This is a genomic window from Shimia sagamensis, assembly GCF_900182745.1.
GTDB classification, from domain to species: domain Bacteria; phylum Pseudomonadota; class Alphaproteobacteria; order Rhodobacterales; family Rhodobacteraceae; genus Shimia; species Shimia sagamensis.
This window is the reverse complement of record NZ_FXTY01000008.1, coordinates 166,855-183,909: the sequence shown is the minus strand read 5'-3', so window position 1 is coordinate 183,909 and position 17,055 is coordinate 166,855. Positions and strand designations below refer to the sequence as shown.

Sequence of the window (17,055 nt, the reverse complement as noted above, 5' to 3'; positions counted from 1 at the left end):
TATCTCCTCTTCTCCACGACAGAAAACACCCAACGGCAAAGCCGCATCAACAACAAGAGTGACGTACCGTAGGTCGTAGTTATACGGTTTCACCTCTGTTGCGGGCTTCCTCCATTAGCTGGCCGTTGAACTCAGCGCCCAAGACAAAAATGGCCGACATTAGGTAAAGGTACACCAAGGCCGACATAATGCCGGCGAGCCCAGCGTAGGTCACAGAATAGGTCGAGAAACTACTGATGTAGAAAGTGAAAACCTTAGACGCGACAAACCACAGCCCGAGACAGAGAAGAATGCCAGGCCAAAGGCTCTTTGCCTTATGAGGCACTCCTGGCAGCCACCTGTGGCAGGCGTACAGGAAAAACGTCGTCACCGCAAAAATGACACCTTGGCGAAACTCATCATTGCTCAGAATGGATTGATCCAACCACGGCACCAAATCGCCAAAGAAATGGATGACCACAGGCACCAGCACACTGACCACGCCAGCGGCAGTAAAGAGCGCGCTGCCCGCGACCACAAATAAAATCGCCAAGGCACGCACCTTCCAAAACGGGCGCGGATCCGTGTCTCGATAAGCATCGGTGATCACCAGCCGAATGGCATCTACGCCATTTGATGCAAACACAATCGCCAGTACGGCACCCAAAGTAAGCGTCGAGCTGCCCGCCTGCAAAACCGCACGCAACTCGCTTTCGATTGGTCCCGCAATGGCATCCGGCCAAGCCCCAATCGCAAAATCGATAATATCATCCACCTGCGCCTTGGGACTCAACACCCCTGCCAGTGAGAGAGCGAAAAGGCAGAATGGGAACAGCGCAAACACAAATGACAACGTCAAATGCGAGCTTCGCATAAAGCCGTTTTTTCCGTTAAACCGCACCACCGCCGTCCGCAAGCTGTTAACCAAATTTCCCATAAGTGCCCGCCTCTCTTACGCTTTTGTCGGCCAAACCACTGTATGAGGTCAAGCAGGATAAGGGCAGCAGGCTTGATCGCTAAAATTTGGCGCAAATTCACAAGGATTATTCCGAAACTCCAAAAGGAATTATTTACCCCTGTCCCATATCAGTATCACAGAGGACGAAGCGGCCTGGGGACAACGCCGCACACCTCCTCCAGAAGACCCGCGCCGCTTTCCTCCCTCCCTTGAGCGGTGCGACCACAACGACCAACTTCACTCCCTCCCTCCCTGTTGGAGTTGGTTGTCGGCGCAAGACATTAGCCTTGATGTGGCGCGCCAGTCTGAGCCCAAGCCAGACCACTCACGGAACTCAAGGCCAGCGCCGGTAGCTCAGAGATGAGCGCCGGCGCTTTACGTTACAACAACAAAAAAGAGCGTCTCCATTGGAGACGCTCTCATCATTCAGTCGAATAGATTGTTGGCTCAGTTAGACGCCAGATAGCCCTTGATCTCGCTGCCGGCCGTGGCAACGTCACGCCCCGGGTTTTCCGGCACCACAATCTCACCGTCCAGCTCAGCGGTCACATCTTCATACGCTTTTAGATAATCCGCAGGAAGACGGTGCGCGATGCCCTGGTGGCAATCGATACAGGTCTTGCCTTCATCCAACGCCAACTGGTGCTGTGATGCGGCCCGGTTTTCTTGAACTGTGAAGTCCATATAGTTGAACTTATGACAGTTACGGCACTCCCGGCTGTCGCTTTTCTTCATTTTTTTCCAGGACGCAGAGGCCATCGATAGGCGATGTTCATCATACTTCTCGTCTGTATCGATGGTACCCATTACCGTGTGGTAGAGATCCTTAGACGCGAGAATTTTGGCCTTAATTTTGTGCTGCCATTGTTTCGGCACGTGACAATCCGGACAGGTCGCGCGCACACCGGAGCGGTTGTTGTAGTGAACCGTTTCCGTGTATTCTTCGTAGTTACGCTCCATCTCATGGCAGGACACACAGAACTCTTCCGTGTTGGTCAGCTCAAGCGACCAGTGAAACCCACCCCAAAACAGGATACCGGCCAGAAACCCGCCAAACAGCAAGGCGCCCAGCGAAAATGCCGACGTCGGAGACCACAACGTGGACCAGGTGCGGCGTATGAAGCCCGGCTTTTTGCCGGTTTTGTTGCCTTGATCAGACATGGCTACCTTCCCTCTTCCAGACGTTAGTTGGACGATTCAAATTCGTTTTCGACCAGCGCTGGCGCATTGGCTTGTGGCACGTGACATTGGTTACAGAACCAACGGGTGCCGGCCACTTCGTCTAGTTGCTCGCCATCTCGGCCCTGATAATGGGTCATCGAAAGGGTTGGTGCACCGCGTTCGCCCGCTTTGGTCCAGTCATGGCAGGCCAAACATTGGTTGGCGCTCAGATCGATCTGATACTGATCCACGGTATGCGGGATCAAAGGTGGCTGCTGACGATAATTGCGCGCCACGCGGCCGGACTGCTGGTGCAGCACTTCGTCAAGCCGGTTGGTGGCGTCAATGGGATCATTGCGCAGAGATTTTACGTTTCCGGCCTGATCCGCGACAGCAAACCCGCTGCCAAGAACAATGGCGGCTGCCGTCAGGGCGCTGATGAGGGGATGTTTTTTCATCTTTCTTTCTCCTTAGCTTCTCAGGCGGCTTTGCCGACCTTTGGCGCTGGGTTGGTTCGGTCTCGGACACGCCCCGGCGCGGGCGTCTCGTCAAATCGATGGGTAAAGTGGAATACATTGACCGAGCACACGTCGATGCAACGGCCACAATTTGTGCAATCCGGCGACAGGATCAACGGGCTATCCGCATCCTTGCCGCGCAGCGCAGGGGTAATCACCTGCATTTCCGGACAGACCGCAAAGCAGTCCATGCAATCGTCACAGGCCGCGCGCTCTAGCGCCGAGACCCGCAACAGGGATTTGCCGCCCAACAGGCCATAAAAGGCTCCAACCGGGCATAGATGGCCACACCAGCCGCGGCGAGCCAAAACAAGATCAAATAGGAACACGCCAATCACCAGCGCCCAAGCAAAGCCAACTCCAAAGATCAGACCGCGATGCAGCATGGAAATCGGGTTCACAAACTCCCAGGCCACTGTGCCAGTGAGCACACTCACGCCCAGCACCATGGCCAGCATGAAGTACTTGGTACCGCGTTTTGGCTGCCATCCTTTGGGCAGATCGAGCTTGCGGTGTAGCCAGCTGGCCGCATCCGTCACTGGATTGATTGGGCACACCCAGCTGCAATAGACTCGCCCGCCAATGAGCGCATAGACCGCGCCAACGATGAGCGCGCCAATGAGCGCTGTCATTTCAGGCCAGTGCCCCGCCACAATGCTTTGCAGCGAAATGAACGGATCGGTCAGTGGCAAAACGTTGAAGGTCAGAGACCCGCTCAGATTGCCTTTCACCCACCAAATGCCAAACCAAGGGCCCAGCAAAAACAAGCTTAGAAAAAATGACTGGCTGAGACGGCGCAGGATCAGAAACCTGTATGCTAGCCAATAACCTTTATCGCGGATCGCTTCTGCACCAACAGGCAGTGCTGTCTTGTCACTCATTGACCAACACCTCCCGTTGTTGCGCCTTGCGGCAACTTGAAGGTCGGCTCAAAACCCCCTGGTGCAGCAAGATTATCTGTGCCTGTTCCTGGCAGGCGATCTGGCAGATCAATGATCTCATCCACCAGTGGAGTGTTCTCATCCCAACTGCGTTTGTAATGTTCCGCCTGATCAGCCTGCGCCACACGAATGGGCAAAACTTTGATCGCGGCCTCGCCCGGCAAGACGCAGGACTTTTCACACTTGCCACAGCCGGTGCAGTGGTCCGAATGCACCACCGGCATAAAGATTGCATGGTGGCCGGAACGCTCATTGTGGCGGCGTTCCAAAGTAATCGCCTCATCAATAACCGGACACACGCGGTAACAAACGTCGCAGCGCAAGCCCAAAGCGTTCAGGCAGTTTTCCTGATCAATCAGAACCGCAAGCCCCATACGGCTGTCGTCAATATCGGTCAATTCGTGGTCCAGCGCGCCGGTCGGGCAAGCCACAACACACGGAATATCCTCACACATCTCACAAGGAACATCGCGGGCCGTAAAAAACGGCGTGCCGGTGGCGGCACCATCTATGCCCAGTTCGGCGAGCACCAGCGTGTCATAGGGGCAATCCCGCACACAGAGGCCGCAGCGAATGCAGGCCGCCAGAAAATCATCCTCGGGCAAAGCCCCGGGCGGGCGAATGGCCCGATCTGGCAAGGCCCGCGCATCCTGAACAAACCACGCCAAGGACATGCCCGCCACCGCACAGCCAGCCGTTCCGCGCGCCGCATCCTGAAGGAAGCGGCGACGGGCCGGACTCTTTGGCTGTGTCGACGTGGCGGACATGGCTCTAACTTTCAAATACCTAAGGGGAGGAGCGCTTAGGCGCGCTCAACCTTACAGGCACATTTTTTGAAGTCGGTCTCTTTGGAGAGCGGGCAAGTGGCGTCCAAAGTCAGCTTGTTGATCAGCTGGCCTTCATCAAACCATGGCACAAACACCACGCCTCTTGGCATCTTGTTGCGTCCTCGGGTTTCCACCCGGCTCTGCATGTCACCGCGACGCGTAGAGATGGTGATCTCTTGTCCACGACGCAGACCGCGTTCTTTGGCGTCCTCAGGATGCATAAACACCTGAGCGTAGGGGTACGCGCGGTGCAATTCTGGCACACGGCGTGTCATCGACCCAGAATGCCAATGCTCAAGCACACGACCAGTCACAAGCCACAAGTTGAAGTCCTCATCCGGGCTTTCCGCTGGCGGCTCATAGGGCGCAAAGATGATGTTGGCACGACCGTCGGGCTTGCCGTAGAACTTCACGCCCTCGCCTTCTTTCACGTAGGAGTCGTAGCCCTCACGGAAGCGATAAAGCGTCTCTTTGCCATCCACGACGGGCCAGCGCAGACCTCGAGCCTTGTGATAGACGTCAAAATCAGCCAGATCGTGGGCTTTGCCGCGGCCAAAGCTGGCGTACTCTTCAAAGAGTCCCTTTTGCACGTAGAAGCCGAAGTGTTCGGATTCATCGTTGGCAAAACCTTCCTGACGCTCATCCAGACCATATTTGTCCACCTGGCCATTTCCAAAGAGCACTTCAAACAAGGTTTTGTCTTTGTACTCAGGGTTGGCGGCCAAAATCTCCTCCGGCCACACCTCATTGGTGGTGAAGCGTTTGGAGAATTCCATCAACTGCCAAAGGTCGGATTTTGCATCACCCGGCGCATCCACTTGCTGACGCCAGAACTGGGTCCGACGTTCCGCGTTGCCGTAGGCGCCTTCTTTCTCCACCCACATGGCAGTTGGCAGGATCAAATCCGCCGCCATTGTGGTCACGGTTGGATACGGGTCCGACACAACAATGAAGTTGTCCGGGTTGCGATAGCCCGGGAAGCCTTCTTCGTTGATATTAGGTGCAGCCTGCATGTTGTTGTTACATTGCACCCAATAAGCATTGATCTTGCCATCTTTCAGGTCGCGGTTTTGCTGCACTGCGTGCGAACCAACCTTGGCATTGAGAATACCCGCTGGCAGCTTCCACTTCTTCTCAGAAATGGCACGGTGCTCATCATTGGCCACAACCATGTCCGCTGGCAGACGGTGGGCAAAGGTGCCCACTTCACGAGCGGTACCACAGGCGGATGGCTGACCTGTCAGCGAGAATGGCGAGTTGCCAGGCTCAGAGATTTTTCCGGTCAACAGGTGCACATTGTACATCAAGCCGTTTACCCAGGACCCGCGTGTGTGTTGGTTGAAGCCCATTGTCCAAAGCGACATCACCTTGCGATCAGGGTCGGCATATTGTTGCGCCAGACGCAGCAGCGCATTTTCTGACACACCAGAAATCTCACTGGTTTTTTCTAGTGTGTATTCAGAGACATAATCCTTGTAGGCCTCAAAATCGATTTTCTCGAGGCCGCCATTGTTTGGGTTTTCCGCGGCTTGTTGCAGCGGATGCTCATCACGAAGGCCATAGCCGATGTCCGTGACAGCTTTGGTGAAGTTCACCTTCTCATTTACAAAGTCCCAGTTCACCGCATCATTTTCGATGATGTAGTTGGCGATATAGTTCAGGATTGCGAGATCGGTCTGAGGCGTGAAGATCATGCCGTTGTCAGCCAGTTCAAACGACCGGTGCTCAAATGTTGAGAGCACGTGTACTTCCGCACCGGGCTTTGTCAAACGGGTGTCTGTCAGGCGCGACCAAAGAATTGGGTGCATCTCTGCCATGTTGGAGCCCCAGAGCACAAATGTGTCGGCGTGCTCAAGGTCGTCATAACAGCCCATCGGCTCATCAATGCCAAAGGCGCGCATAAAGCCCACAACCGCAGACGCCATACAGTGGCGCGCGTTTGGATCGATATTGTTGGACAGGAAGCCTGCTTTCATGAGCTTGGAAGCAGCATAGCCTTCCCAAACGGTCCACTGGCCAGACCCAAACATGCCAATACCGGTTGGGCCTTTTTCTTTCAGGGCATCCTTAAACTTGACCGCCATAATGTCGAAAGCTTCTTCCCAGCTCACTGGGGTGAATTCGCCTTCTTTGTCATACTGACCATTGGTTTTGCGCAGCAGTGGCGTGGTGAGGCGGTCCTCACCGTACATGATCTTGGACAGGAAGTAGCCTTTGATACAGTTCAAGCCCCGGTTCACCGGTGCTTTGGGGTCACCCTGGGTGGCGACCACACGGCCGTCCTTGGTTCCTACCAGTACCGAACAACCGGTGCCGCAGAAACGGCAAGGCGCCTTGTCCCAACGGATATCAGGTGTACCCACTTGGGCCTCTGCTTCTTTTGGCAATGTAATGCCTGCTGCTGAGGCCGTGGCGGCGGCGGCGGTCGACTTCAAAAATGTGCGACGGGACGTTGGCAATGTCATGGCTGGTCCTCCTTAGAGCGCTGTAGTTGCGGCCGCATCAGCGCCGCTTGGTTCAAAATGATGATAAGTCAGCGTGACAGTGATCACGCCGGGGATCTGGTGCATGTCCATAATGATTTCAGACGCGCGCCGGTTGTCGGTGTCTTCGACGGTGACCACAATGCGACCATCTTCTTGGGCGTGCACTTCACATCCCTCAGAAGTCTCAATGGCCGCTTGCACCTCTGGCACTTTTTCGGGCATCGCGTGGACTAGGCATCCGCAGATATTGTACATACGTCGGTCTCGCTGGCTTGGGTTGAGCTCGCAGTCAATTGGGACGCAACGCGCCCAACGGTGATGGCATCAGATGGGCAAGGCGCAACACAGGCGCCACATCCAGAACAGATTTCGGGGTCGATAAGAGGTGCAGAGCGCCCTCCCGTCATCAGACGGAACCGGATCGCGCTCTCTTCACAATGATCTTCGCAGGCACGACAGGTGACGCCTTGTTTGGAGAGACAGGTGTCCGCCACAGTTGGGCGGTAAAGCCATGAATCTGACGCGAGGATTGCGCCAGCGTCACAGACATCAGAACAGACACCGCAAAACGTGCAGCCGCGCGCGCTGACATCCACCATTGGAAAACCGTCGACGTCAGCCGTGATAATCGCTTGCGGGCAGTGTGCCGCACAATCACCGCAGCGTGTGCACGCCTCAACAAAGAGCGACATGTCTAACGCACCGGGCGCGCGCAGAATGCCTTCTTCGTCAAAGTGGCCCCTCAAGAATGCTCGTCTTTTGGGCGAATGTGTCGTCTCAATAGTCACGTACACGCCAACTCTAGTTACCTGTGTCCATCTTGTTCGCGATGGCACTTTTAATGGAAAATTCAAAACCGACTTTGATATAGATCATGCCCTGTAATTGATTTTGGTCAAAGAGCGATATTTTCAAAAAAATCAAACTCTCTTCAGCCACCAAAAGTGCCGTTGAGATTGCCGATCCCTTTCAATTCACATGCGTTTTTTGAAATGTGTTTTCGACGTGCATCTTTTACCCAAAATCCCTTTTGAACATGAAACGGGACGCCTTGACTGTGCCTTCCGTCCTTTGGTGAGATCACTGGAAATTGCCCCTTTTGTGCTGTCACTTATAACTGAACCGGCGCACTGGAAGACATCCCGCCGCACAGCCATAACGTTACTCAATCTCTGATATCTCGTTTCATTAGTAACATTTTATTTGCATCGAATCAGACGAACCGATATCCCAACCACACGGTCGGCTAATGCGAACAGGACCGAACGACTATCAACGGAGACAACATGACCGAAGCCTTCATCTGCGATGCAACACGCACTCCAATTGGCCGCTACGGTGGCGCGCTCTCCTCCGTCCGTACGGACGATCTCGCGGCAGCTCCAATTGCGGCGCTGGTGGCCCGCAATCCGCAAGTTGATTGGGCCTCCATTGACGACGTGATCTATGGGTCCGCCAACCAGGCTGGCGAAGACAACCGCAACGTCGCCCGAATGGCTGCCCTGCTCGCTGGTCTCCCATCAGAGGTGCCTGGCACCACCATCAACCGCCTGTGTGCTTCTGGCATGGACGCAGTTGGCATGGCCTCACGCGGCTTGCGCGCCGGGGACTACGACATGGCAATTGCCGGCGGTGTGGAAAGCATGTCGCGTGCCCCGTTTGTGATGCCCAAGGCAACCGCAGCATTCACCCGCGCCAACGAAATTTTTGACACCACAATTGGCTGGCGGTTCGTAAATAAGAAGATGCAGGCGATGTATGGTGTTGATAGCATGCCACAAACCGCCGACAACGTCGCCGCTGACTACAATATCAACCGCGCAGATCAAGACGCCTTTGCCGCCCGCTCACAAGCGCGCTGGGCCGCGGCTCATGAGGCTGGATACTTCGCCGACGAAATCACGCCAGTCACCATTCCACAGCGCAAAGGTGATGATCTTGTTGTCGACACCGACGAGCACCCCCGCCCCGGCACCGGTGTGGACAAACTGGCCAAACTGCGTGGCGTAAACGGGCCCGACCTTTCGGTCACCGCAGGCAATGCGTCCGGTGTGAACGACGGCGCCGCCGCGATCCTGATGGCCACCGAAGCCGCCGCCGCCAAAAACGGGCTGACCCCACTGGCACGTGTCGTGGGCATGGCCGCCGCAGGTGTCGAGCCACGTGTGATGGGCATCGGCCCGGTCCCCGCCACCCGCAAAGTGCTCGCCCGTACTGGGCTCAGCGTTGAGCAGATGGATGTGATAGAATTGAACGAAGCCTTTGCCGCTCAGGGCCTCGCCTCCCTGCGTGAACTTGGCGTGGCGGACGACGCCCCCCATGTAAATGCCCAAGGCGGCGCAATTGCCATCGGCCACCCGCTTGGCATGTCCGGGGCCCGGATTGTCATGTCCGCGGCCTATCAACTTCAACGCACTGGCGGCCGCTTCGCGCTGTGCACCATGTGTGTTGGCGTTGGCCAAGGCACAGCACTTATTCTTGAACGGGTCTAAGGCACCCCACAGCCTGAGGAGGAACCCCAATGTATGCACAGATGATCAAAACCGCGCGTTCTGGCGTCAAATCCCGTGAGGAAATGACCGATCAAGAACGCGCCTTTCAGGACAAGGTCGACCGTGACATCAAGATCGAACCGCAGGATTGGATGCCGGACGACTACCGCGCAACACTGATCCGCCAAATGGGTCAGCACGCACATTCCGAGGTTGTTGGTCAGCTGCCCGAGGGCAACTGGATCACACGCGCCCCAACGTTGGAACGCAAAGCCATTCTGCTTGCCAAGGTTCAGGACGAGGCCGGCCACGGCCTCTATCTCTATTCTGCCGCCGAAACGCTGGGGGAAAGCCGCGACGAGCTGGTGCGCCTTTTGCACGAAGGGCGCATGAAATACTCCTCGATCTTCAACTATCCTACGCTGAACTGGGCTGACATCGGCGCGGTGGGCTGGCTGGTGGATGGCGCAGCCATCGTCAACCAAGTGGCACTGCAACGAACGTCTTATGGCCCCTACTCCCGCGCGATGATCCGCATCTGCAAAGAAGAGAGCTTCCACGCACGCCAGGGCTATCATGCCATTATGAAAATGGCCTTTGGCTCACCTGAGCAGAAGAAAATGGCTCAGGATGCGGTCAACCGCCTCTGGTTCCCAGCCATCATGATGTTTGGTCCCAACGACAGCGAAAGCACCCACTCCGAGCAATCCATGGCTTGGAAAATCAAGGTCAAATCCAACGACGAACTGCGCCAGCAATTTGTCGACCAAACCATACCGCAGATCGAATATCTCGGCCTTGAGCTGCCGGATCCCGGCATCAAATGGAACGAGGAGCGTGGCCACTATGACTTCTCTGACCCTGATTGGTCCGAGTTCTTTGACGTGATCAAGGGCAATGGTCCCTGCAACGTCGACCGCTTGAAAGACCGTGTGAAAGCTTGGGACGATGGCGCTTGGGTGCGCGACGGCCTGATGGCGCACGCCGAAAAGAAACGCGCCCGCAAGGTCGCAGCAGAATAAGGGCGCCGCGATGAGCATGACAATGCAAGTTTTTGCGGTCCCCGAAGACCAGCTTTCCGCGGAGCAAGTGAATAATTTCCTCCGCGAGAACCTCTATGGTGAGAATGCTCTGGAGCTAGAGAAGGAGTGGGCTGCTCTTGACCATATGTTGCCCAACTTTGGCCAAAGCACCTTTTCAGCGCTTAGAAGCGGCGACCCAATCGGCGATGACTGGGGGTATGGCCCTGCTCTAGCAATCAGCTCAGGAGCGGTGAAAACGTTTCTTGAGCAACTCCAGACCATTTCGAAGGACAAATTCGCCCAGAAATTCAGTTTCGACGACTTGGCCCGAAACAACATCTATCCACCGATTTGGGACCGAAAAAACCCAGATGACAAACACTTCGTTGTAGAAACTTACCAACAACTTCGTGAGTTCACAAAGGAAGCTGCCGATCGTGGCCGCGCCTTGCTCACTGTAATCTTGTAAGGAAACCCCACATGTCTAAAGAATGGCCCCTCTGGGAAATTTTCATTCGCGGCCAGCACGGCCTGAGCCACCGACACGTCGGCAGCCTGCACGCGCCTGACGCGGAAATGGCAATCAAAAACGCGCGTGACGTCTACACCCGCCGCAACGAAGGTGTGTCAATCTGGGTGGTTAAGGCCAACCACATTGCCGCCTCCTCGCCTGATGAAAAAGGCCCGCTCTACGAGCCGTCAGAATCCAAAATCTACCGTCACCCAACGTTCTTCGACATTCCCGATGAAGTGGGGAGCATGTGATGACGGTTGATAAGGAAATGCTCGCGCAGTTCCTGCTGCGCATGGGCGACAACACTTTGGTGCTCGGCCACCGGGTTTCGGAATGGTGCGGTCACGCCCCAATTCTGGAAGAAGACATTGCGCTGGCCAACACCGCGCTGGATTTGATTGGCCAGACGCAACTTTGGCTTGGCCACGCTGCCGACGTCATGGGCGAAGGCAAATCTGCTGATGACCTCGCGTTTTTGCGCGACGTCTGGGATTTCCGCAACGTCCTATTGCTGGAACTGCCCAACGGCGACTTTGGTCAGACCCTGATGCGCCAGTTCCTGTTTGACGCGTTCCAGTCAATTCTGCTGCCGCGCCTGATGAAATCCACTGACGCCGAGGTGGCCGCCATCGCCGCCAAAGCAAGCAAAGAAGCCGCTTATCATGTTGAGCGCTCCGCTGACACGGTGGTCGGACTTGGCGACGGCACCGAAGAAAGCCACGCCCGCATGCAGGCCGCGCTGGAGTATCTCTGGCCTTATGTTGGCGAAATGTTTGCCTCTGATGAGGTCGACGCCGCCATGGCCGCCGCAGGAATAGCGCCCGACCCGGCCACGCTGCGTGATGAGTATGACGCTCTGGTTGGTAAGGTGCTGGCCGAGGCCACACTGTCTATCCCATCTGATGGATTTGCCCACAAAGGTGGCCGCAGCGGCAAGATGCACACCGAGCATCTCGGTCACATGCTGACACAGATGCAATGGTTGCAACGCGCGTACCCCGGCAACACTTGGTAATGGAGAGGACCGTGGCAAATACATCCCCTGCAAGCGTGGCTCAAATCTGGGATTGGCTGGACAAAGTTCCAGATCCAGAAATCCCGGTCATCAGCCTTGTTGATCTTGGGGTGATCCGCGACGTCGCTTATGACGGCGACACGCTGGTTGTATCTGTCACGCCCACCTACTCCGGTTGCCCCGCCACCGGCATCATCAACATGGACATCGAGACCGCTCTGCGTGACCACGGTGTCTCCAAGTTGGAGCTGCGCCGAAAGCTGGCACCAGCTTGGACCACGGACTGGCTGTCAGACAAAGGCCGCGCAGCGATGCAGGAATTTGGCATCGCCCCACCACAACCCACCGGCGGGCCCAAAAAATGCCCGAACTGTGGCAGCCAACATGTTGAAAAGTTAAGCCAATTTGGCTCAACACCCTGTAAAGCCCAGTGGCGCTGCACCGCCTGTCTGGAACCATTCGATTATTTCAAGTGTATCTGAGGAGACACCCACATGGCGCGTTTTCACGACCTCGAAGTCACCAACATCCGCAAAACCATCCGCGACGCTGTGGTGGTCACATTGGCCCCTGTGAATGGCGCGGCCACAGAGTTTGACTTCACCCAAGGCCAATATCTGACCTTCAAACGCGATTTTGATGGTGAAGAGCTGCGCCGCTCATACTCAATCTGTGCTGGCAAAGATGACGGCGTTCTTCAGGTCGGCATCAAACGCGTGGACGGTGGCGCCTTTTCGACTTGGGCCAACACCGATCTCAAGGTGGGCGACACGCTGGAAGCCATGCCCCCGATGGGCTCCTTCCACACCGAATTGGATGCAACCACAGACAAGACCTACCTTGGCTTTGCCGGTGGCTCTGGCATCACCCCTGTTCTGTCATTGATCAAAACCACACTGGCTGCCGAGCCGCAGTCCTCCTTCACCTTGATCTACGCCAACAAGGCGGTTGCCTCTATCATGTTCCGCGAGGAACTGGAAGATCTGAAAAACACCTACATGGGTCGCTTCAACGTGATCCATGTGTTGGAAACCGACGCGCAGGAAATCGACCTCTTCACCGGCATGGTGACCGAAGAAAAATGTGCGCAGTTCTTTCAGACCGGCTGGATTGACATCAACTCCGTGGACACAGCCTTCATCTGTGGTCCTGAACCAATGATGCTGGGTATTGCCAAGGCGTTGAAAGATCACGGGCTTTCTGAGGATCAAATCAAATTTGAGCTGTTCGCCTCTGGCCAACCAGGCCGCGCCAAACGCAAAGCCGTCAGCGCAGAGGATGCAAGCAAGCCAGTCACCGCACAGATCACTCTTGAGGGCGCAACCCAGACCATCGAGATGGACCGAGACACCTCCATCTTGGACGCGGCCCGTGCCAACACCATGGACGCGCCGTATGCCTGCAAAGCCGGTGTCTGCTCTACGTGTAAATGCCGGGTGATTGAAGGTGAGGTTGAGATGGTCGCCAACCATGCGCTCGAGGACTACGAAGTCGAAAAAGGCTTCATTCTCAGCTGCCAGTCTTATCCGATGACCGACAAAGTGGTCGTCGACTACGATCAATAACTCCAAAAACTGAGGGTGCCACAATCGGCGCCCTCAGTTGAATTGGTCACGGGACGTCTTTGGCCTGTGTTATGGCTTTGGCTCGGTCTCAAAGGCCGCGCCAAGACCGACTCCATAATCCAGAGCTTGGATGCGCGTGTCATAGCCAAGGCTGAAATCGAGATAAAAGTCCTCGTCCAGATAGGCCGCACCCACGGTTGGACGGAACGCCTGCGAACCAAACTTATAGTCCGCGCCAATCGCCAAAACCGCGCTTTCTGGCTCATCATCATGGAACATGCGGACCCCTACGCCCCAATCACCACCAAACGTATAGGTCAGCCCAACCCCAAATGACGGATCTGCCTGCGCGGCAGAACCACCAATCAAAGCGGCACCCAAAAGACCCACTGCAAAAACACGTTTCATGATTTTCTTTCCCACCTCAGTTGTTTGGCGGAAAAATATCATAGACATTGCAAATTGGCCAATGTGTCAAATCCACACGCTCCAAGTTGTGACCAAGTTCCAACATCAACCGCGGCCGGGCTCTCAGACTGCTAACTTGCTAGGCGCCTGTAAATTCAAATGGCGTCAGTTCCGCCACCATCGGTACCCCCATCACCTGTTCCACCTCCGTCCGTGCCTCCAGTGTCGGTTCCACTATCACCAGTGTCCGTGCCTGAGTCCCCGCCGCCGTCAGACGTGGCGCCCCCATCGCTGCCCGTGGTGCCCGTTTCGCCACCACCGGTAGACGCTGTATCCGTGCCAGTTGTGGTTGCTCCGCCCCCCGACGCAGCCGGTTGTTGCGTTTCAAATGCGGCCCCGACGCCGATCCCATAGTCCAACGCTTGCAAACGGGTGTCGTACCCCAAACTAAAGTCGATATAGAAATCCTCATCCAAATAGGCGGCGCCTACGGTGGGCCGGAAAGATTGAGAGCCAAACTTATAGTCGAAACCCAGCGCCAAAACGGCGCTTTCTGGTTCATCATCGTGGAAAACACGCACCCCCACAGCCCAATCGCCACCGAAGATATACGTCAGCCCAAACCCAAATGAAGGGTCGGCATTGGCTGCGCCGCTGCTCACCAAAAAAGCCGCCAGAAAGGCGTTTAAAATATGTTTCATCAAATCATCACCCATACAAAAACAACAAGAATGGGCAGATTTTAACACAAATGTGTAAAGTGATCCAAAAACAATCTAAAGACGAAATAGCCTGTCAATTGTATCAGGCCAAACCGCGCACACCACCCAACACCAGATTGGTTGCCAATTCCGCATAACGCTCTCGCGCCTCGGTATCCGCGCCGTGTTGCCACATGTAATACCAGTTCAACATGCCAAACACAGACATCGTGGTTTCCCTCAGCCGCACCGGATCATCGTCGAACACACTTTCGGCGCTGGCGGCAACCACCTTGCTCACCTGGTTGACCAAATCCCGCTGATAGCCACGCAAAACCTTCTGTTGCTGTTCAGGCAAAGCCTGCATAGCTGTACTTTGCACCCGATGCTCATAATCTGCACCTTGATAGGCAAAAAGGATTTCGCGCACCACCATTCTCAATTGAGCTTTGGCACCCAAGCCACTCAAATCAATCTCACAAATTCGATTTCTCAGATCTTTCAAGTAGCTGTCCAACACATCAAACAGCAACGCGTCTTTGCTGTCGTAATAGTGGTAGATATTGGCCTTGGAGATCCCACATTCCTTGGCCAATACCGACATCGAAGCCCGGTCATATCCTTGCTCGGCAAACACACGTGCTGCCGATTTCAGGATATGAACACGCTTCTGTTCGTGATCTTTGGCAATGGTGCGCGCCATCAGTTGCCGCCTCGATTGTCCACAACACGCTTGGCTTTGCCTTGGCTGCGTTCCACATCGCCAGGTTCGCCCACTATCACTTCAACTGACACGCCAATCATATCCTTGATGTGCTTGGTCAACATACGCGCTGACGCGGTTTTGGAAAGGTTGTCCGCCGCCGTTGGCGTGGCCTCCACAAACACTCGCATTGCGTCCATGCGACCCGATTTATACAGTTCAATCTGGTAATATGGCGCAAGCCCACCAGTCGCAAGCACCTGCTCCTCGACCTGAGATGGGAACACATTGACACCTCGCAGGATAATCATGTCATCCGACCGGCCTGTGATCTTCTCCATCCGCCGCATTGACCGCGCGGTGCCTGGCAAAAGCCGCGTCAAATCCCGGGTGCGATACCGGATCATCGGCAAGCCTTCTTTGGTCAATGTCGTGAACACCAACTCGCCCAGTTCACCATCCTCGACGACTTCTCCGGTCTCTGGGTTGATAACCTCCGGGTAAAAATGATCCTCCCAAATCACCGGCCCATCTTTGGTCTCCACACATTCATTGGCCACACCGGGCCCCATAATTTCGCTCAGCCCGTAAATGTCGACCGCATGCATATCAAACGCAGCTTCGACCTCTTTGCGCATCGCATCAGTCCAGGGCTCCGCCCCAAACACACCCACCGACAAGGAGCTCTCTCGTGGATCCATGCCAAGCTTATGATATTGCTCCAAAATGTTGAGCATGTAACTTGGCGTGACCATAATCCCGTCAGGCTGAAAATCGGTGATCAACCCAACCTGTTTCTCGGTCTGCCCGCCACTCATTGGCACGACAGTGGCGCCCAAACGTTCGATACCGTAGTGCGCCCCCAGACCGCCGGTGAACAGCCCATATCCATATGCGTTGTGCACCAGATCACCGGCCCGCAAACCAGACGCCCGCAAGCTGCGTGCCATTAGGTCGGCCCAGTTGTCGATGTCACCTTTGGTGTACCCCACAACCGTTGGTTTACCTGTTGTACCAGACGAGGCATGCAGCCGTGCGATCTGCTGACGTGGCACCGCCAAAAGGCCAAAGGGATAATTGTCCCGCAGATCGTTTTTATAAGAAAACGGGAACTTCGCCAGATCACTCAAGCTCTGCAAATCGTCCGGATGCACCCCCGCAGCGTCAAACCGCTGCTTATACATGGGCACGTTTTTATAGGCATGATTGAGCGACCACTTCAGCCGTTCCAGCTGAGTTGAGCGGATTTCATCAATCGACGCAATTTCAATGGGTTCCAGCTCGTCTTTGCGTGGTGACAAATCTTTCATAACGTCCTCCCCGACGTCGTTTATTCTTCAAACAGATGGCCTTTAATCGCACGTGAGGCACCGCGAAATTCGGCAATCACCTGACCATCCTGGTTGGACACGGACACATCATAAATCCCGCTGCGCCCGGCCAGGCTAACTTCCCGCGCAACCGCGGTCAGCACGTCCCCCTCGCGCCCTGGCGCGATGTAAGAAATGGTGTTGTGCTGTGCCACGGTCGCCTGATTGCGGCTGTTGCAGGCAAAGGCAAAGGCGCTGTCCGCCAGCGTAAACGTAAACCCGCCGTGGCAAATTCCATGTCCGTTACAGTGCTCTGGCTTCACCATCATGCTAAGCCTCGCGCAACCTTCGTCCACGTCAACGATCTGCATACCCATATGCTGGCTGGCGCGATCCGTGGACCACATCGCCGCCGCACTTTTTTCAGCCCGCTCCTTTGGCGTCATCTGTGCCTC

General features: G+C 55.5%; 20 protein-coding genes. 7 read left to right on the top strand and 13 right to left on the bottom strand.

Annotated features, from left to right (window positions below; translation table 11 throughout):
* Positions 1-79 precede the first annotated feature (79 nt).
* The 8 genes from QOL67_RS18590 to QOL67_RS18555 form a co-directional block, all read right to left on the bottom strand.
* The gene (locus QOL67_RS18590) at positions 80-916 is read right to left on the bottom strand and encodes a YihY/virulence factor BrkB family protein (RefSeq protein WP_283427486.1); all 837 of its coding nucleotides are present in this window, start codon (positions 914-916) and stop codon (positions 80-82) included.
* A gap of 468 nt (positions 917-1,384) precedes the next feature.
* Positions 1,385-2,098, bottom strand: coding sequence for a NapC/NirT family cytochrome c (locus QOL67_RS18585; protein WP_283427485.1), 714 nt, complete (start codon positions 2,096-2,098; stop codon positions 1,385-1,387).
* A gap of 23 nt (positions 2,099-2,121) precedes the next feature.
* The gene (locus QOL67_RS18580) at positions 2,122-2,556 is read right to left on the bottom strand and encodes a nitrate reductase cytochrome c-type subunit (protein WP_283427484.1); all 435 of its coding nucleotides are present in this window, start codon (positions 2,554-2,556) and stop codon (positions 2,122-2,124) included.
* A gap of 20 nt (positions 2,557-2,576) precedes the next feature.
* A complete protein-coding gene (napH, locus tag QOL67_RS18575) occupies positions 2,577-3,497 on the bottom strand; it encodes a quinol dehydrogenase ferredoxin subunit NapH (protein ID WP_283427483.1) in 921 nt (306 codons plus the stop codon).
* Positions 3,494-4,324, bottom strand: coding sequence for a ferredoxin-type protein NapG (gene napG, locus QOL67_RS18570; protein ID WP_283427482.1), 831 nt, complete (start codon positions 4,322-4,324; stop codon positions 3,494-3,496). Before napG ends, napH begins: the two co-directional genes overlap by 4 nt.
* 35 nt (positions 4,325-4,359) lie before the next feature.
* Positions 4,360-6,849 carry a nitrate reductase catalytic subunit NapA gene (gene napA, locus QOL67_RS18565; RefSeq protein ID WP_283427481.1) on the bottom strand — a complete coding sequence of 830 codons (2,490 nt, stop codon included), beginning with the start codon at positions 6,847-6,849 and terminating at the stop codon, positions 4,360-4,362.
* A gap of 12 nt (positions 6,850-6,861) precedes the next feature.
* Positions 6,862-7,092, bottom strand: coding sequence for a chaperone NapD (locus tag QOL67_RS18560; RefSeq protein WP_283427480.1), 231 nt, complete (start codon positions 7,090-7,092; stop codon positions 6,862-6,864).
* Between the two features lie 8 nt (positions 7,093-7,100).
* Positions 7,101-7,616, bottom strand: a complete 516-nt coding sequence (locus tag QOL67_RS18555; RefSeq protein WP_283427479.1) for a ferredoxin-type protein NapF — start codon at positions 7,614-7,616, stop codon at positions 7,101-7,103.
* A 540-nt stretch (positions 7,617-8,156) separates the two neighbouring features.
* On the opposite strand from QOL67_RS18555, the gene pcaF reads away from it, so the two are divergent.
* From pcaF to QOL67_RS18520, 7 genes are read left to right on the top strand one after another with little or no spacing between them, the layout of a single operon-like run.
* Positions 8,157-9,362 (top strand): 3-oxoadipyl-CoA thiolase, encoded by a 1,206-nt coding sequence (gene pcaF / locus QOL67_RS18550; protein ID WP_283427478.1) that lies wholly within the window; start codon positions 8,157-8,159, stop codon positions 9,360-9,362.
* 29 nt (positions 9,363-9,391) lie between these two features.
* Entirely contained in the window at positions 9,392-10,384 is a 993-nt protein-coding gene (gene paaA, locus QOL67_RS18545) for a 1,2-phenylacetyl-CoA epoxidase subunit PaaA (RefSeq protein WP_283427477.1), read from the top strand.
* Positions 10,385-10,394: 10 nt separating this feature from the next.
* Complete coding sequence (locus QOL67_RS18540) at positions 10,395-10,853, top strand: YfbM family protein (protein WP_283427476.1); 459 nt, start codon at positions 10,395-10,397, stop codon at positions 10,851-10,853.
* 11 nt (positions 10,854-10,864) lie between these two features.
* Positions 10,865-11,149: a 1,2-phenylacetyl-CoA epoxidase subunit PaaB gene (paaB, locus tag QOL67_RS18535; protein WP_283427475.1), complete on the top strand. Its 285-nt coding sequence runs from the start codon at positions 10,865-10,867 to the stop codon at positions 11,147-11,149.
* Positions 11,149-11,913, top strand: coding sequence for a 1,2-phenylacetyl-CoA epoxidase subunit PaaC (paaC, locus tag QOL67_RS18530; RefSeq protein WP_283427474.1), 765 nt, complete (start codon positions 11,149-11,151; stop codon positions 11,911-11,913). The genes paaB and paaC overlap by 1 nt, the downstream gene beginning before the upstream one ends.
* On the top strand, positions 11,913-12,395 hold the full coding sequence (paaD, locus tag QOL67_RS18525; protein WP_430458970.1) for a 1,2-phenylacetyl-CoA epoxidase subunit PaaD: 483 nt from the start codon (positions 11,913-11,915) through the stop codon (positions 12,393-12,395). The genes paaC and paaD overlap by 1 nt, the downstream gene beginning before the upstream one ends.
* Positions 12,396-12,407: 12 nt before the next feature.
* Entirely contained in the window at positions 12,408-13,478 is a 1,071-nt protein-coding gene (locus QOL67_RS18520; RefSeq protein WP_283427472.1) for a 2Fe-2S iron-sulfur cluster-binding protein, read from the top strand.
* A 69-nt stretch (positions 13,479-13,547) separates the two neighbouring features.
* Here QOL67_RS18520 and QOL67_RS18515 read toward each other — a convergent pair whose 3' ends face one another.
* The 5 genes from QOL67_RS18515 to paaI all read right to left on the bottom strand — a co-directional run bounded on the left by QOL67_RS18515 (position 13,548) and on the right by paaI (position 17,046).
* A complete protein-coding gene (locus QOL67_RS18515; RefSeq protein ID WP_283427471.1) occupies positions 13,548-13,886 on the bottom strand; it encodes a hypothetical protein in 339 nt (112 codons plus the stop codon).
* Positions 13,887-14,041: 155 nt separating this feature from the next.
* A complete protein-coding gene (locus tag QOL67_RS18510; protein ID WP_283427470.1) occupies positions 14,042-14,587 on the bottom strand; it encodes a hypothetical protein in 546 nt (181 codons plus the stop codon).
* Between the two features lie 103 nt (positions 14,588-14,690).
* The gene (locus QOL67_RS18505; protein WP_283427469.1) at positions 14,691-15,290 is read right to left on the bottom strand and encodes a TetR/AcrR family transcriptional regulator; all 600 of its coding nucleotides are present in this window, start codon (positions 15,288-15,290) and stop codon (positions 14,691-14,693) included.
* Entirely contained in the window at positions 15,290-16,600 is a 1,311-nt protein-coding gene (gene paaK / locus QOL67_RS18500) for a phenylacetate--CoA ligase PaaK (protein WP_283427468.1), read from the bottom strand. The genes QOL67_RS18505 and paaK overlap by 1 nt, the downstream gene beginning before the upstream one ends.
* A 20-nt stretch (positions 16,601-16,620) precedes the next feature.
* On the bottom strand, positions 16,621-17,046 hold the full coding sequence (paaI, locus tag QOL67_RS18495) for a hydroxyphenylacetyl-CoA thioesterase PaaI (RefSeq protein ID WP_283427467.1): 426 nt from the start codon (positions 17,044-17,046) through the stop codon (positions 16,621-16,623).
* Positions 17,047-17,055: the final 9 nt, after the last annotated feature.

What these genes read in the sequence shown, in the direction of transcription:
- paaK (WP_283427468.1), bottom strand. Translation starts at nt 16,600, where the DNA reads ATGAAAGATTTGTCACCACGCAAAGACGAGCTGGAACCCATTGAAATT.
- QOL67_RS18580 (WP_283427484.1), bottom strand. Translation starts at nt 2,556, where the DNA reads ATGAAAAAACATCCCCTCATCAGCGCCCTGACGGCAGCCGCCATTGTT.
- paaC (WP_283427474.1), top strand. Translation starts at nt 11,149, where the DNA reads ATGACGGTTGATAAGGAAATGCTCGCGCAGTTCCTGCTGCGCATGGGC.
- napG (WP_283427482.1), bottom strand. Translation starts at nt 4,324, where the DNA reads ATGTCCGCCACGTCGACACAGCCAAAGAGTCCGGCCCGTCGCCGCTTC.
- QOL67_RS18505 (WP_283427469.1), bottom strand. Translation starts at nt 15,290, where the DNA reads ATGGCGCGCACCATTGCCAAAGATCACGAACAGAAGCGTGTTCATATC.
- QOL67_RS18515 (WP_283427471.1), bottom strand. Translation starts at nt 13,886, where the DNA reads ATGAAACGTGTTTTTGCAGTGGGTCTTTTGGGTGCCGCTTTGATTGGT.
- paaB (WP_283427475.1), top strand. Translation starts at nt 10,865, where the DNA reads ATGTCTAAAGAATGGCCCCTCTGGGAAATTTTCATTCGCGGCCAGCAC.
- QOL67_RS18540 (WP_283427476.1), top strand. Translation starts at nt 10,395, where the DNA reads ATGAGCATGACAATGCAAGTTTTTGCGGTCCCCGAAGACCAGCTTTCC.
- napA (WP_283427481.1), bottom strand. Translation starts at nt 6,849, where the DNA reads ATGACATTGCCAACGTCCCGTCGCACATTTTTGAAGTCGACCGCCGCC.
- paaD (WP_430458970.1), top strand. Translation starts at nt 11,913, where the DNA reads ATGGAGAGGACCGTGGCAAATACATCCCCTGCAAGCGTGGCTCAAATC.
- QOL67_RS18560 (WP_283427480.1), bottom strand. Translation starts at nt 7,092, where the DNA reads ATGCCCGAAAAAGTGCCAGAGGTGCAAGCGGCCATTGAGACTTCTGAG.
- napH (WP_283427483.1), bottom strand. Translation starts at nt 3,497, where the DNA reads ATGAGTGACAAGACAGCACTGCCTGTTGGTGCAGAAGCGATCCGCGAT.
- QOL67_RS18510 (WP_283427470.1), bottom strand. Translation starts at nt 14,587, where the DNA reads ATGAAACATATTTTAAACGCCTTTCTGGCGGCTTTTTTGGTGAGCAGC.
- QOL67_RS18520 (WP_283427472.1), top strand. Translation starts at nt 12,408, where the DNA reads ATGGCGCGTTTTCACGACCTCGAAGTCACCAACATCCGCAAAACCATC.
- pcaF (WP_283427478.1), top strand. Translation starts at nt 8,157, where the DNA reads ATGACCGAAGCCTTCATCTGCGATGCAACACGCACTCCAATTGGCCGC.
- paaA (WP_283427477.1), top strand. Translation starts at nt 9,392, where the DNA reads ATGTATGCACAGATGATCAAAACCGCGCGTTCTGGCGTCAAATCCCGT.
- QOL67_RS18590 (WP_283427486.1), bottom strand. Translation starts at nt 916, where the DNA reads ATGGGAAATTTGGTTAACAGCTTGCGGACGGCGGTGGTGCGGTTTAAC.
- paaI (WP_283427467.1), bottom strand. Translation starts at nt 17,046, where the DNA reads ATGACGCCAAAGGAGCGGGCTGAAAAAAGTGCGGCGGCGATGTGGTCC.
- QOL67_RS18585 (WP_283427485.1), bottom strand. Translation starts at nt 2,098, where the DNA reads ATGTCTGATCAAGGCAACAAAACCGGCAAAAAGCCGGGCTTCATACGC.